At 37.7% G+C, this 13,367-nt stretch carries 11 protein-coding genes and 2 pseudogenes; 6 read left to right on the top strand and 7 right to left on the bottom strand.

All coding sequences use genetic code 11. The features are described from left to right. From AXA65_RS14330 to AXA65_RS14320, 3 genes are all read left to right on the top strand, one after another. Nucleotides 1-376: transposase (locus tag AXA65_RS14330; RefSeq protein ID WP_165596609.1), on the top strand; the 376-nt coding region annotated here is incomplete at its 5' end. A 214-nt stretch (nucleotides 377-590) separates the two neighbouring features. Beyond that, the gene (nhaA, locus tag AXA65_RS14325; RefSeq protein WP_034980023.1) at nucleotides 591-1,934 is read left to right on the top strand and encodes a Na+/H+ antiporter NhaA; all 1,344 of its coding nucleotides are present in this window, start codon (nucleotides 591-593) and stop codon (nucleotides 1,932-1,934) included. After that, nucleotides 1,927-3,213: a DUF389 domain-containing protein gene (locus tag AXA65_RS14320; protein ID WP_063970769.1), complete on the top strand. Its 1,287-nt coding sequence runs from the start codon at nucleotides 1,927-1,929 to the stop codon at nucleotides 3,211-3,213. Before nhaA ends, AXA65_RS14320 begins: the two co-directional genes overlap by 8 nt. A gap of 61 nt (nucleotides 3,214-3,274) precedes the next feature. Here the strand turns inward: AXA65_RS14320 and AXA65_RS20485 are convergent, their stop codons facing one another. Together AXA65_RS20485 and AXA65_RS20480 are read right to left on the bottom strand one after the other, a co-directional pair. Continuing rightward, nucleotides 3,275-3,538, bottom strand: coding sequence for a dihydrodipicolinate reductase C-terminal domain-containing protein (locus AXA65_RS20485; RefSeq protein WP_317040356.1), 264 nt, complete (start codon nucleotides 3,536-3,538; stop codon nucleotides 3,275-3,277). A 39-nt stretch (nucleotides 3,539-3,577) separates the two neighbouring features. Continuing rightward, complete coding sequence (locus tag AXA65_RS20480; RefSeq protein WP_317040355.1) at nucleotides 3,578-3,937, bottom strand: hypothetical protein; 360 nt, start codon at nucleotides 3,935-3,937, stop codon at nucleotides 3,578-3,580. 330 nt (nucleotides 3,938-4,267) lie between these two features. On the opposite strand from AXA65_RS20480, the gene AXA65_RS14310 reads away from it, so the two are divergent. Further along, a complete protein-coding gene (locus AXA65_RS14310) occupies nucleotides 4,268-6,115 on the top strand; it encodes a chloride channel protein (protein WP_027388399.1) in 1,848 nt (615 codons plus the stop codon). A gap of 86 nt (nucleotides 6,116-6,201) precedes the next feature. Next, nucleotides 6,202-6,345, top strand: coding sequence for a hypothetical protein (locus AXA65_RS19940; RefSeq protein ID WP_155845857.1), 144 nt, complete (start codon nucleotides 6,202-6,204; stop codon nucleotides 6,343-6,345). 473 nt (nucleotides 6,346-6,818) lie between these two features. Here AXA65_RS19940 and AXA65_RS14300 read toward each other — a convergent pair whose 3' ends face one another. From AXA65_RS14300 to AXA65_RS14285, 3 genes and pseudogenes are all read right to left on the bottom strand, one after another. Continuing rightward, nucleotides 6,819-8,045, bottom strand: a complete 1,227-nt coding sequence (locus AXA65_RS14300; RefSeq protein WP_063970767.1) for a cation:proton antiporter — start codon at nucleotides 8,043-8,045, stop codon at nucleotides 6,819-6,821. Nucleotides 8,046-9,108: 1,063 nt separating this feature from the next. Beyond that, nucleotides 9,109-11,123 (bottom strand): annotated as a pseudogene (locus AXA65_RS14290) (BCCT family transporter). Between the two features lie 678 nt (nucleotides 11,124-11,801). Beyond that, nucleotides 11,802-12,005 carry a hypothetical protein gene (locus AXA65_RS14285; RefSeq protein ID WP_063970765.1) on the bottom strand — a complete coding sequence of 68 codons (204 nt, stop codon included), beginning with the start codon at nucleotides 12,003-12,005 and terminating at the stop codon, nucleotides 11,802-11,804. A gap of 238 nt (nucleotides 12,006-12,243) precedes the next feature. Between AXA65_RS14285 and AXA65_RS14280 the strand changes: the two are divergent. Next, a pseudogene (locus tag AXA65_RS14280) lies at nucleotides 12,244-12,504 on the top strand (hypothetical protein); the annotation flags it as partial. Nucleotides 12,505-12,516: 12 nt separating this feature from the next. On the opposite strand, the gene AXA65_RS20585 reads toward AXA65_RS14280, so the two are convergent. Continuing rightward, nucleotides 12,517-12,624, bottom strand: coding sequence for a T9SS type A sorting domain-containing protein (locus tag AXA65_RS20585; RefSeq protein ID WP_371131543.1), 108 nt, complete (start codon nucleotides 12,622-12,624; stop codon nucleotides 12,517-12,519). 228 nt (nucleotides 12,625-12,852) lie between these two features. After that, nucleotides 12,853-13,143, bottom strand: coding sequence for a helix-turn-helix domain-containing protein (locus AXA65_RS14275; protein WP_063970763.1), 291 nt, complete (start codon nucleotides 13,141-13,143; stop codon nucleotides 12,853-12,855). Nucleotides 13,144-13,367 lie beyond the last annotated feature (224 nt).

Raw genomic sequence — 13,367 nt, 5'->3', positions numbered from 1 at the left:
TCATGATATTCATTTTTTGCAAGATATCAAGCATCAAATGAACAATTGTACGTTGATTGGAGACAGGGGTTATTTATCCACCCAAGTGCAAACAGATTTGTTCAATTATGCGAATATAAAGCTGGATACACCCATGAGAAACAACCAAAAAAATTATCAAAAACAAAAAGATATTTTCAGAAAATCCAGAAAAAGAATTGAGACTTTATTCTCTCAACTTTGCGACCAATTTAAAATCAGAAACAATTACGCAAAATCTTTTAACGGTTTTAAAACAAGGGTATTGAGCAAAATAACAGCATTAACTTTCATTCAGTTTGTAAATGTTTTTGTTTTCAGTAGAAAAATGAATAGACTTAAAATTGAATTAATTTAATAATGCACTACGAGTTAAACAAATTAATTTTAAAAAGTTCATTCTTTTCTGAAAAATTAACTTTAAAATTACAATTGATAACATATGATCTGTTTTTTTAATTCTTAACAAATTTCGGAGCTAAATATCTTAGTATATTAAAAATAACTTTGCAATGTTCCCCTATTTTTATCTTTAGTATTCATAAATTTGCAGTTATCTATAACAATTAACTATGATCAAAAGTTACCCCACAAAGCCGATCGACAAGATCACACAGCCCGTTCAGCGATTTATCCAGCAGGAAAAGTCCGGAGGATTACTTTTAGGGATCAGTGTGATCATTGCTTTGATTTTGGCCAATTCACCATTATCCGATGGCTACCATCATTTTCTGGAGCAGACCTTTGGATTTCAATGGAATGGGGAAAGTTTTTTCGATTTTACCGTCCATCACTGGATCAATGACGGATTGATGTCTGTTTTCTTTTTCGTGGTGGGGCTTGAGCTTAAACGGGAGATCATCGGTGGTGAGCTTTCCAATCCGCGGAAAGCCATGCTTCCCATTGTTGCGGCAGTTGGGGGAATGGTCATGCCGGCATTGATATTCCTACTGCTCAATCCTTCCGGAGAAATGCATAAGGGATGGGGCATCCCTATGGCCACAGATATTGCTTTTGCTTTGGGCGTGCTTTTTCTATTGGGAAAAAAGATCCCACTCTCCTTGAAGGTATTTTTAACTGCCTTGGCAATCGTAGATGATCTGGGAGCAGTCCTGGTAATCGCATTTTTTTATACATCGAACATCGAAATGACCTACTTGCTGATAGGACTTGGCATTCTTGCAGTGATGTACCTGGGCAATAAACTCGGGGTAAGATCGATCTTTTTTTTCGCATTCCTTGGCATCTGCGGTGTATGGACATGCTTTGTAATTTCAGGCGTTCACGCCACGATCGCTGCTGTTCTGGCGGCTTTTACCATTCCGGCAGATGTGAAGATCAAGGAAAATCTGTTCATAGCAAAGATCAGCAGCTATCTGGAAAGGTTTAAAAATTTAGACCCTACTGAAAATACACCTACATTGACCAACGACCAGCTGCATGTCCTGGAAAAGATCAATGAGGCGACAAATGCCGCCACTCCTCCCCTTCAGATACTGGAACATGCGATGCATCCCGTTGTAACTTTCGTTATCATACCGATCTTTGCAATAGCCAATGCCGGGGTATCGTTAAATATTGACATTAACAGTTTATTCGACACCAATATCGCATTGGGTGTAGCATTGGGCTTGCTGGTCGGAAAGGTATTAGGTGTTGTCGGCTTCACTGCTGTTTTTATTAAACTCAAAATTGCTCAATTACCTGAGGGAATGAATATCCGTAATCTGCTCGGACTTGGTTTTCTGGCATCCATTGGATTTACAATGTCCCTGTTTGTGACCTCCCTTGCCTTTAGCCACGAAGAATATCAGACACAGGCAAAGATCGGCATATTCGCAGCCTCATTGATCGGAGGAATCATAGGCTATATCATTCTTAACAAAGATTCTAAACCAACTCAAACCGATGAATAATATCTTTAATTTTATTAATCTTCACAATGGTGAAGAGAAAAAGGATAAGGTATTGGAAAATGTCACATCCAACATCTCATTCAGAGGTTCCAATCTCTGGATCCTGGCTTGTGCGATCATTATCGCATCCATCGGCCTTAACGTCAATTCCACTGCGGTCATTATCGGGGCCATGCTTATCTCTCCATTGATGGGTCCGATCGTTGGTGCCGGATTTGCGCTTGGGACCTATAACTTTCCTCTGCTCAAGAAATCTTTTAAGAACCTGATCATTGCAACAGTAGTGAGTTTATTGGTTTCAGGATTCTACTTTTACATAAGTCCCTTCAAGGATGTACAGTCAGAACTTTTGGCAAGGACTGCACCTAACATCTACGATGTTCTCATCGCATTTTTTGGTGGTCTGGTCGGGGTCATTGCGATAACCAGGGTAGAAAAGGGAAATCCTATTCCGGGCGTAGCGATCGCCACTGCATTGATGCCTCCTTTGTGCACCGCCGGATTTGGTCTGGCAACTTTTAATTTCTCCTATTTTCTGGGTGCCTTTTACCTTTATACGATCAACTGCTTTTTCATATGCATTGCGACTTTTCTTGTTGTGAAATATCTGCATTATCCCTCCTCTATTGTTGACAGCAAATATGAAAAAAGGATCAGGTACAGCATATCTTTCTTAATATTGGTAATGATCGTTCCCAGTTCATATCTGGCCTACAATCTGTACAATGAAAAGAAATTCACGAAGACCGCAGAAATTTTTCTTCAGAAAGAATTTGAAAAGAATGGATACACATTGATCTACAAAAAGATAAACTACAACGCCAATCCCAAGACCATCGACGTTGCATTCCTAAATAAAAAATTCACTGCCGAAGAGATCAAGTCTTACAACAAGATGCTTTCTGATAACGGGCTTGCAAACACAAAGATAAACATCAGGCAAAACAATTCCGATCTGAAATCAGAGATACTGAGTGAGATCAACAAAAACAACACTACCTTATCGGAGAAGGACATAGCATTATCCAGCCTGCGGTCAGAACTGGATAATTATAAAGTGTCAGACTCCACATTAGGCAAAGAGATACAGATCCTATATCCGGATATGTCCGGCGTTTCTTACGGAAAGATAGCCCAATATCCCGAAACGGACAGTGCAAGGCTCCAATTTGTGATGATCTACTCTGGAAAAAAAGTGAATGATTTACAGCTTAAAAGCTGGCTTGAAAAAAGACTGAATGAGAAAAATGTCAAACTTTTAAACAATTCTGAAAACTAGATTGAAATATACTTCAAAAATGCCATTCCAATTTTGGAATGGCATTTTCCACAGATATATTTTAAGATAACATATCTGGAGTCTGAGCGAAAAAGTAAGGTCGCAGGATGTCTTCAAAATTGTACATTCCCTTCAGTTTGTTTTTAAGGTTCTCAGCGACAAACAATGCACCGCTTCCGAAAGCCTCTCGTGATATTGACTCGTGGACAAGACGAACGGTCTGGTAAGGAAATCCAAATATGACCTCGTGTTTTCCAACGATACCGCCAGCCCTGACAGAGTTGATGCTTTCTGTCTCTATATCCAAAGTTTCCGCAATTTTCACTGCTGTTCCCGAAACACCGGATTTTGCCTTAAAATGTTCTTAAACCACTTCTATATTAACACCGGCGCTATATTTTTTAAGAGCAATGCCGCAAACAAAAAGTAGTTGACGCCCAGCGTGATATAAGGCGACCAAAAAACCACAGTGTCCCTTACAAGTCTTCAGAACTCTGATGTCATTTTCTCTGTAATGCGAAATGGCTGAGATGATCTTGATCTTTTTACGGGCTGCGACCTTGCCATAAAGATGAATGCTTTCTTCGTTGGAAAAATCAATAATAAAGTCTACTGGATGATCCTCAAGTAATGTTTCAATGTCCGTGCTGCTTTGAGAATAGATCAATGCGTCATCCGGTGAAGATATTCCAAGAATATCTTTTGCAGAAAGCTTATTAAGCATATCAGTTTTCTTCAGAACCCATTCAAGTGAAAATCCTTGTGCTGAAGAATGACATTTGCTACCGCTTTACCTGCCTTCCCAAATCCTAATAATCCTATTCTTCATAATTACAATTTTTTATATTTTTTAATTGATGATTTCGAATAATTGATCGTAGTAAGATACAAAAAAAATGAAAGATCGTTTTCTACCATACTTTTAGGATACAGATCTTATTGATTTTACTGAGATAGAGATGCCTATCCCATAAGCTTTTGGTATATTTGCAATAACCCTAAAAATTGCGCATTCTAATCAAGATCCTAGCGCTAATAAAAGCGATCCAAATAAGTGAATATCAACAATAAAAAAAGATATATAAGTTTTCTCAGGTTCAAGAGAGACTTCCAAAAATATGGACTTGAAAAGGCCCGCAGCTATGAATTGATCCTCCACTGGCTCAACAACAGGCTCAGCCGCAGCCAGTTTTTACTTCTCTCCGGAATCCTAGTGGGCTGTACAGCAGGTCTGGCTGGTGTTCTGCTGAAAACAATAGTACACAATATCCATTTCTTTATCACGAACAAGGTTCATTTTGAATATCAGATCCTGTTCTATATCATTTTTCCTTTTTTGGGAATCGTATTGACAACCAGCATCGTGTTGACGATATTCAAAGGACAGGACAGAAAAGGGATAGGCGCCATATTGTATGAGATCGCTCAGAATTCGAGTATCGTCTCTTCCGTGAAGACCTATTCCCAAATTGTCCAAAGTGCAATAACCGTAGGTCTCGGAGGATCTGCCGGTTTAGAAAGCCCTATCGCTGTGACTGGTGCGGCCATTGGTTCCAATTACGCGCAGACATACCGCCTGAATTACAAGGAACGAACACTACTTTTGGCAGCCGGAGCCACAGCTGGTGTTGCCTCTGCTTTCAACGCTCCTATCGCAGGGGTCATGTTTGCCTTTGAAATCCTACTGACAGGCGTGGTCTTTACGGATTTTATCCCGCTGGTAGTTGCTGCGGTATGTGGTAGCCTCTTATCCAGAATTCTGCTTCAGGAAGATATACTTTTTAGGTTTCATACCAGAGAAGCATTTGATTACAGGAATCTACCCTACTATCTTATATTAGGTATTGTCACAGGACTGTATGCAAGATATTTTTTAATGGTTTCCCAAAAGGTAGAGCATTTTATCAAAGGTCTGAAAATGTCCAGATTGCGGAAGGCAATGCTGGGCGGTGCCATCCTATCGTTACTCTGCGTGCTTTTTCCGCCACTGTTCGGAGAAGGTTACGATACCGTGAAAGCTTTTACCAATGGTAATACCAACTCGATCATCGAAAACAGTCTCTTTAGATATTTTGACATCAAAGAATGGACGATCATTGTATTTCTAATTTGTGTATGCCTGTTAAAGGCTTTTGCAACATCTTTCACCATTTTCAGCGGCGGAAACGGAGGTAATTTTGCACCATCACTTTTTGCAGGAGGAACCGTCGGATTTTTATTTGCCGTAATCTGCCAGCAGATCGGCTTTAAGGACGTTCCTGTATCAAACTTAGTTCTGGTAGGAATGGCCGGTGCGATGAGCGGTGTTCTTTACGCCCCGCTAACTGCCATATTTCTAATTGCTGAGTCCAGTTTTGGATACGACCTTTTTATACCTTTGATGATCGTTTCAGTGATCTCTTACCTCATTGCAAAATGGTTTTCACCGATATCCCCAGAACTAAAATCTTTGGCCGACCAGGGTAAGATTTTCACGAATCAGCATGACGAGAATCTTCTTTTCTCACTCCATACAGAAGATTTCATTGATAGATACTCCCAAACCATTAATGAAAATGCTTCAATAGAAGAATTGTCTGATCTAGTTAAGAACGGGAACAAGAATTTTTTCGCAGTTATCGATGATCATAAAAAGTTAAGAGGTATTCTAACGTTAGATGATATCAGACCTTATTTTTTCAATGATGAAAATGATTTGACCCTTACGATAACAAAAATAATGAGAGCCCCGGCTGCGTTCATCCATCCCGACGATAAGCCGAGAGAGATACTCCAGATCTTTGACAACACCGGTACTTGGAGCTTGCCTGTCGTCGATCAGCAGAATATTTTCCTAGGGTTTATATCAAAATCATCGATTTTAATGAGTTACAGGCAGTTGCTGAAAGGATACTCCAATTAAACATTACTATCAAAAGGATCTTAAATTATGTACCTATTAGTAGACAATTGGAGTAGGAATGAATTTTGTTATGATTGAGAAAAAAAATGGAAGGAAAGCAATTATTTAATTACGAAGACAGCGAAAATAAAGATAATTCAGCTGAAGACAAACAAAAACCTGATGTCAATATTTTTCTAAAAGTCATTCAAATTATATTGAGCATCATCTTAGGCGCAATGCATGTTTAAAGAATTAAATATTTCATATTGGTTTATTGGAGGGCTTATCATTTGGGGAATTATCGCATTTTTGAGAAGGAATGGAATACTCATACCTCTAATCAATGATCATTTGACTGATCTATACAGTGTCCCTATGTTCAGTTATACGATAATGAAAATCATGAAGCTCACCTATTATCCGGATTGGAGACCGGATCTGAAGTTTTTGCTGGGAGCTGCACTTAATCTGACCATTGTATTTTAAATTATATGTCCGTTACTATCAGCAAGATATACAGCTGATTTTATAGATATTATCTGCTACTTTTCAGGTGCGCTAATATATCATTTAGTATTACAGAGAATTTATTATGTAGATTCAAAATCATTATAATTGAATTCAAGGCCATCAATACGCTAAGGATACGTTACTGCGGTCAGGAACAATATATTTTCTTAAAATGTGAGGTTTTTTTCTGTAGAACCCTGTATTACTGATCCTATGCTTCTCTTTTAAGATATTCCATGACACGCGTCGCCGTAAGGCCATGAATCAAAATTGAAAAGAGAATCGTTAAAGAAACAGCAGCCCACAATTCATCCTGATGTTCAAAATTATATTTGCTGAAAGCAAATGCAAGATAGAATATCGAACCCATCCCACGGATGCCAAAAAATCCGATCGCCAGCCTTTCTTTGTTTTTCATTTTTGAGGAACTCAATGCCAGCCATCCAAAGACAGGTCTTACTATTAGCAGGAAAGTTACCGAAAACACAACCATTTTCAAAGTTATGGGTTCTAGAATACCCATTGCTAATGCTCCTCCGAAAATAATCAGTAGCAGGCAGACTAGCAGCCTTTCTATCTGATCGGTGAAAGAATGAAGTGTATCGTGATACTGGTGATCTTTCTCAAAATGCCTTAGTGTGATTGCACAGATAAAAACTGCAATAAATCCATAACCATGAACAATTTCTGTTATACCATACACTAGTAAAGTAGCAGCAACTGCCACCAGACCATCTCTGGTTCTTAGGATCTCATATTTTTTGGACACTCTGAATAACAAAATGCCAAAACCTTTGCCTGATAGAAATCCGATCACAATACCGGCAACTATTCTGTAGATAACATCAAGAGCAAACCACTCTAAAAAGCTGCTTTCTTTGCCTGTGAACATAAGACCAATAGTTATGGCAAGCCAGGTAAATGGGAAAGCGACTCCGTCATTGAGTCCAGCCTCTGACGTGAGCGCAAATTTGGTCTCTGATTTCATTCCCTCATTTGGAGGTCCCACCTGTACATCCGATGCTAGGACAGGATCCGTTGGAGCAAGAACAGCACCAAGAAGTACTGCTGAAGCAAGACCGAAACCTAAAAAATAATAGCCCATTACCGCTGCTGCACCAATACACAATAACATGGTAAAACTTACAAGTTTCAACGGGGATGACCAGGTTTTAAAAGAAAATTTCCGGTCGATCTTGATCCCAGTACCCATAAGCGAAATAATGACAATCAACTCGGTTAAATGAAGCGTCAGGTTTTCATTTTTTTGAGGCATTGGGTTTGGCAGAAGATCGGGAGCCAGAAGATAAAGTACAAATCCTGTTGCTACATAAAAAATAGAGTACGAGATGCCAGTTTTTTTTGAAATTTTGGGCATCCATGTCACACTGAAAATGGCAGCGCCGAGTATTATTAAAATAATCAGATATTGATCCATAGAGGACGTAAATTTATTATTGCTAAAAAAGATTTTGTGAATTGCTATAATATTCAGTACGTCTAGGCGAAGCTGAAATACTCAAGCGGCTTGAGGTGAAATATCAAATATCCCGCCACGGCTTCTTATGGTGAAATACACCCAACAGATGCCGAACTTTTCTAGCTCGATTTACGAAAATTGACAAATATTTTTTATTGTTGTACAATATGTTTCCATGTTGTTTTACAACTGTCTTTCCATGAAGCCTCGAAATCGTCACTATATAATAATCTTGATGGAATTAAAATATAATTTATTCTTTTCGTCTGTCTCCGGCTTTTAATAAACAAAAATGGAGTACCTGCTGGTTTATAGATTGAATCGTCCATTTTAATATTATTAATATTTTGGCCTATGAATACTAGTGTATCCTTAGTTTTTGATTTAATTTTGATATGAGTTAAGAGATCATTAGACCTAACAGAAACTTTTTTTAAAACGATTCCGTCGAAGCCAGCCTTTATATCTTGTATAATAAATTTATCATTATTTACTCCACTATCTATGTAGAAAATAAAAATTATAACTACAAAAAAAATTGCTAGAATAGAAAAAATTGTAGTTCTCATCTTAAAATATTTATTGCCATGCGCTAATAGTTGAACAGAATAATTTCGTATCTAAGTCTGTTCAAAATCCTATACCAGTAGAAGGAGTCACCCAGGTTAGAGGACTTTTCTGTCCTTTCCATAATTCTCTTACTCCACTTTGATCACACGAAGAGTCGCTGCCTCAAAAAATTCCAACACCGATAGATACTCCAGAAGATTTTCCTGCTTAGTCTTTTGCATTGAGTGCACCAAAGTCTGATTATCAAAATACTCTTAATAGAACTTACTAATACCAATTTTGTCCACCATTATATCTTTTGACTCATTGGAAGATTTAATAAATAGAAAATTCAATACAGTTAGAAAATCTCATCATCATTAATTAAAATTATCTATCCGGAATTAAGATATTTGTCTTTTTTAAGTGTACCGAAATCCATTTGCTTGAAACTTGGACTAAATTATTAAGTCTATAGAGAATTATTATCACTGCTTATAAACATTTCGTTTGACTCTTCAGCTACTATCTTAAGGAACCGGTCATAGTGTTTTAGCACATCGCTGATTAACTCATTTTTGGTAAAGTACTGGACATCGTATCCTTCCCGTGAATCCCCAAAATAGGTTTTAGGGAAATACGTAACATTGCTATCCAGGTCTGGTAGGTTGTCATCATCCACCATGTATTCGGAAACGATTCTTTTCTGCCCCATCACTCCATAGATAAAATTATTGACAACATCGTGATGGATCTCTAAATGGATCTTTAAATCGTCCGGTAAGTAATTGATCTCAACGGCAATTCCATTTAATAAAAATTCTTCCTTTAATTCTGTGAAAGCAGGCAAGACCTGATCGTCCATAAACGTTTTCACGGATTCTTTCGTTTTGAAAGAAACAATTTTTTTTAGCCGTTCTTTCCAGAATTCACCAGACCATGGTACTGTAGAAACCGAAAGTCCTTTTTCGTAGTATCGGTAATCGATGACAAGAGCCTTCATCAACGAGACAACAAATAAAATCATAATGACCGCAAACGGCAGCGCAGTGATAAGTGTCATCGTCTGCAGTGCTTCAAGGCCGCCTGCATTAAGTAGCATAAGGGCTAAGGTAGCTAGAAGTATTCCCCAGAATACCATTTGGATTTTAGGTGACTTACTTGAATTTTTAGAGGATATACTGTCCATTACCAACATTCCTGAATCTGCTGAAGTAACGAAAAAGATGATTATTATTGCAAGAACGATAAAACTTAAAACTTTAGAAAGTGGCAAATATTCTAAAAACCTGAACATCAAAGCATCCGGATCATAAACCAAGGCACTCAGTGCACCATTCGCCACGTTGAAGTCAAACCAGATCGCACTGTTTCCAAATACCGACATCCAGATAAAATTGAATAATGTGGGAATGATCAAAACAGCGGCAATGAATTCACGGATACTCCTTCCTTTAGAAATTTTAGCAATGAATAGTCCGACAAAAGGTGACCAGGAAATCCACCATGCCCAATAAAGAATGGTCCAGTTATAAAACCAAGGGAGTGTTTTCTGCTCATAAACGTGGGTGTTGAAAGTAAGGTCAAAAAAGTTATTGATGTAATTACCCAGGCCATAGGTGAAACTTCCAATCAGATAAACAGTCGGTCCTAAAAACAGGACAAATAAAAGCAGGATAATCACGATAACAACATTGATATTACTTAAGATCTTAACGCCCTTATTCACTCCTGATGTTGCTGAAAAAACTGCGATTGAAACCAGAACTACTACAATTAATATCTGATAGACAAAACCCGTATCCGGCAAAATTTTCATCGTTTCCAAACCGGAGTTGATTTAACTCCAAAACCCAATGTTGTTGTAATACCGAAAAAGGTACTGCATAAAGCAAAGATATCAATCACATCGCCCCATTTGCCTTTGATACTGTCTTTTAACAAGGGATACAGACAGCTGCGGAGCGACAAAGGAAGCCGGTAACGATAGGTAAAATATGCTAAACAGAGACCTACGAGACCATAAATTGCCCACGCATGAATCCCCCAATGGAAGAATGTGTAAAGTTGTGCATTTTTTGCCCTGCTGATAATATGACTTTCCGAAAAAGCATCTGTAGAATAATGCTGCATAGGTTCTGCTACGCTAAAATACATGAGACCTATTCCCATACCAGCGGCAAAAAGCATGGAGATCCAGGAAAAGAAAGAATGTTCAGGTTTGCTGTCATTGCTGCCCAATCTGATCTTTCCGTATTTGCTAAACATCAGAAATACGAGAAATATCACAAATATGGTTACGCACCATACATAGACCCAGTTGAAATTTACAAAAATAAAATTCTTTATCACATCCAAAACAGCCTTGATCTCTACAGGAAATAATACTGAGAAAATACATATCCCCACTATAAAAATTAAACTGGGTACAGTGACCCCTTTATCGAATGTAAATCTGATTTTTGATGTGGGTTTGGATGAATTCATTACGAAGAGAAATTATGAGTGTAATTTCCAATATACAGCTTTTAAAATAGTAAAACCTTAAGCACATTCTGTAAGACTCCTAGGTATTCTAACAGATTTTTATGCTATTGTTCTACTATTTTTTACTCTTCATAAAGATTTACAACAGTCAAAGTGTAGCAGATTATTTTTTCGGCAGTAGTAAATACCAGTACTATAATATAACTTTTTCTTTTGCCTACAACAGAAAAAAATGATATACAGAGTTTATAAATTTGGTCCTGATAATTTTGAAATTCTTTCTAAATCTTCCACTAAATATTTCGATAACTCTTCGGTTATGAGTACAGGTCACAAAAAGCAATCTATTGAAATAGATTGCTTTTTTTATGTCCTTACCAGCAACTGTGGTATAACATAAATGTAGTGTTCATAAGATAAATTGGTCGTAGTTGCCCTCGTTCTCGGTTGTTTATCTCTAATGTTGGTGATCCCGAATCATTATTCCAAATCCCTGATGCATCACTTAGGTAAAGTCTCATTGTAAACTTTTCAGTTATCCTCAAATATTATTCGCATACAACCTGTATCATTTAAAATCTTTCAATGTTAAGACTAAATTTTGGGCTTCTTTCTGAACAAGTTCCTGAATGACATAAAAGAATAGAAAAGCTGAATGACCATACTTTCCTAAAAGACCTATCCGAGGATAAGGTGAGCCAACTGCTCGTATTTGATCCCTGAATATGAACAAAACTCTTCAATGGTCAGGAACTCGTTGGGCTTTTTGTTGAGATCTGTTCTGATCTTCTGCATCAATCGTGTACTCTGGCGATAACTTTTGCCTGTTATCAGCTGTATGTCTTTCGGATAGATGCAAACCCTGTTCATCTTCTTTTCCATACTCTATGTATGCCTTTGGTTAGGATTATCTATTCTGATCTATGCAAGTTAAGAAATTTTCTAAAGGTCTTTTCTGTACATACAGGACATCTATGTCAATTGATGACATATGGTACACCCTACCCTTTGATACTCTGTTTTTTAAGTTAAAATTTGCTGAAGAAATCAATCAAAACTGTTGCAACAAAAAAATGATTGAAGTGTAATCAACCTAATTTTTAACTAAAATCTAAAAAAAATGGCAAGACAAAGAAGTATAATCAAACTAGGTGGCACCATTGGAGGGATCACCTTCTATAAGTCCAAAGACGGCTATCTCGCGAGAGAGAAAGGTGGCGTATCAGCAGACAGGATCAGAAATGACCCCGCTTTCCAAAGGACCAGAGAGAACGGTGCCGAATTCGGGCGGGCCGGAAAAGCGGGCAAAGTGTTGAGAAACTCCATCCGTCAACTTTTGCAGAATATCAATGACAGCAAGATGGTGAGCCGCCTGATAGAAATCTGTGCTTAATTAGTCTTTAATAAACTTAATGGTATGAGCACCTTTTTCTGTAAAGATAGTGATCAAGTATGTTCCCTGTATCAATGAATGGACATTCAACTGTCTTTCGCCATTCATAGCTCTTTCGCTTATTACCTTACCATCGATGGACATGATCAGAATTTATTGATCTGGCATGACCCGTAAAAAGGATAAAGTGTCTTCAAATGCAGCCGAAAAAATATTTATACGAATCCTTAACAACAAGCCTGGAATCTACTTCCAAGCACTCCCGCCACTGAGTGTTCAAAGATGCTTCATCAAGAAAAATCTGTTGGAATTTCGGACCAATCAATTCTTCGGAAGCTAAAGGTCCTCCGGTATTGCGATATTGTTTCTTTTCATAAACTGGACGAGCTCATTATAATTGGTCTCGTAATGACTGCCACCACATTGGTCACTGATACTGCAAATATCGGAAGGCCTAATACCTAATATCGCTGATACCTTATTTAAAATATCAATGTTGACCTTGACCTTAGAATTTTCAATATCTGAATAGGCTTTCTGGGAAATTCCCATCTCAAAAGCCATATATTCCTGGGTAAGATCTTTTTCCCTTCTAATTTTCCTAATGCTTTTGCCGCACAAATCCATTGCTTCTGTTTTAGTAGTTTTCAGTATACTTTAGAAGTTTATCTAATAGTACCAAACAAAGGTACCAAATACCTTTGTCAAAACATAAAAACTGGACAATGATATTTATTTTGACATGGGAAGGTCTGCTGTGAACTTCCTTTTGAAAAATAATGACCCATCCAGATCAAAAAGGAATTATGGAGACACAAAAATTTTATTATGACAACCCGTAGTGCATTATA

It is taken from the genome of Chryseobacterium sp. FP211-J200 (assembly GCF_001643375.1).
GTDB lineage: Bacteria > Bacteroidota > Bacteroidia > Flavobacteriales > Weeksellaceae > Epilithonimonas > Epilithonimonas ginsengisoli.
The sequence above is the reverse complement of the archived record's forward strand: the minus strand, read 5'-3'. Positions and strand labels throughout refer to the sequence as shown.

Excerpts from the sequence above, each read along its gene's own strand:
- nhaA (WP_034980023.1), top strand. The coding sequence starts at position 591 with ATGATCAAAAGTTACCCCACAAAGCCGATCGACAAGATCACACAGCCC.
- AXA65_RS14320 (WP_063970769.1), top strand. The coding sequence starts at position 1,927 with ATGAATAATATCTTTAATTTTATTAATCTTCACAATGGTGAAGAGAAA.
- AXA65_RS20480 (WP_317040355.1), bottom strand. The coding sequence starts at position 3,937 with ATGCTTAATAAGCTTTCTGCAAAAGATATTCTTGGAATATCTTCACCG.
- AXA65_RS19940 (WP_155845857.1), top strand. The coding sequence starts at position 6,202 with ATGGAAGGAAAGCAATTATTTAATTACGAAGACAGCGAAAATAAAGAT.
- AXA65_RS14300 (WP_063970767.1), bottom strand. The coding sequence starts at position 8,045 with ATGGATCAATATCTGATTATTTTAATAATACTCGGCGCTGCCATTTTC.
- AXA65_RS14285 (WP_063970765.1), bottom strand. The coding sequence starts at position 12,005 with ATGGAAAAGAAGATGAACAGGGTTTGCATCTATCCGAAAGACATACAG.
- AXA65_RS20585 (WP_371131543.1), bottom strand. The coding sequence starts at position 12,624 with ATGAATGGCGAAAGACAGTTGAATGTCCATTCATTGATACAGGGAACA.
- AXA65_RS14275 (WP_063970763.1), bottom strand. The coding sequence starts at position 13,143 with ATGGATTTGTGCGGCAAAAGCATTAGGAAAATTAGAAGGGAAAAAGAT.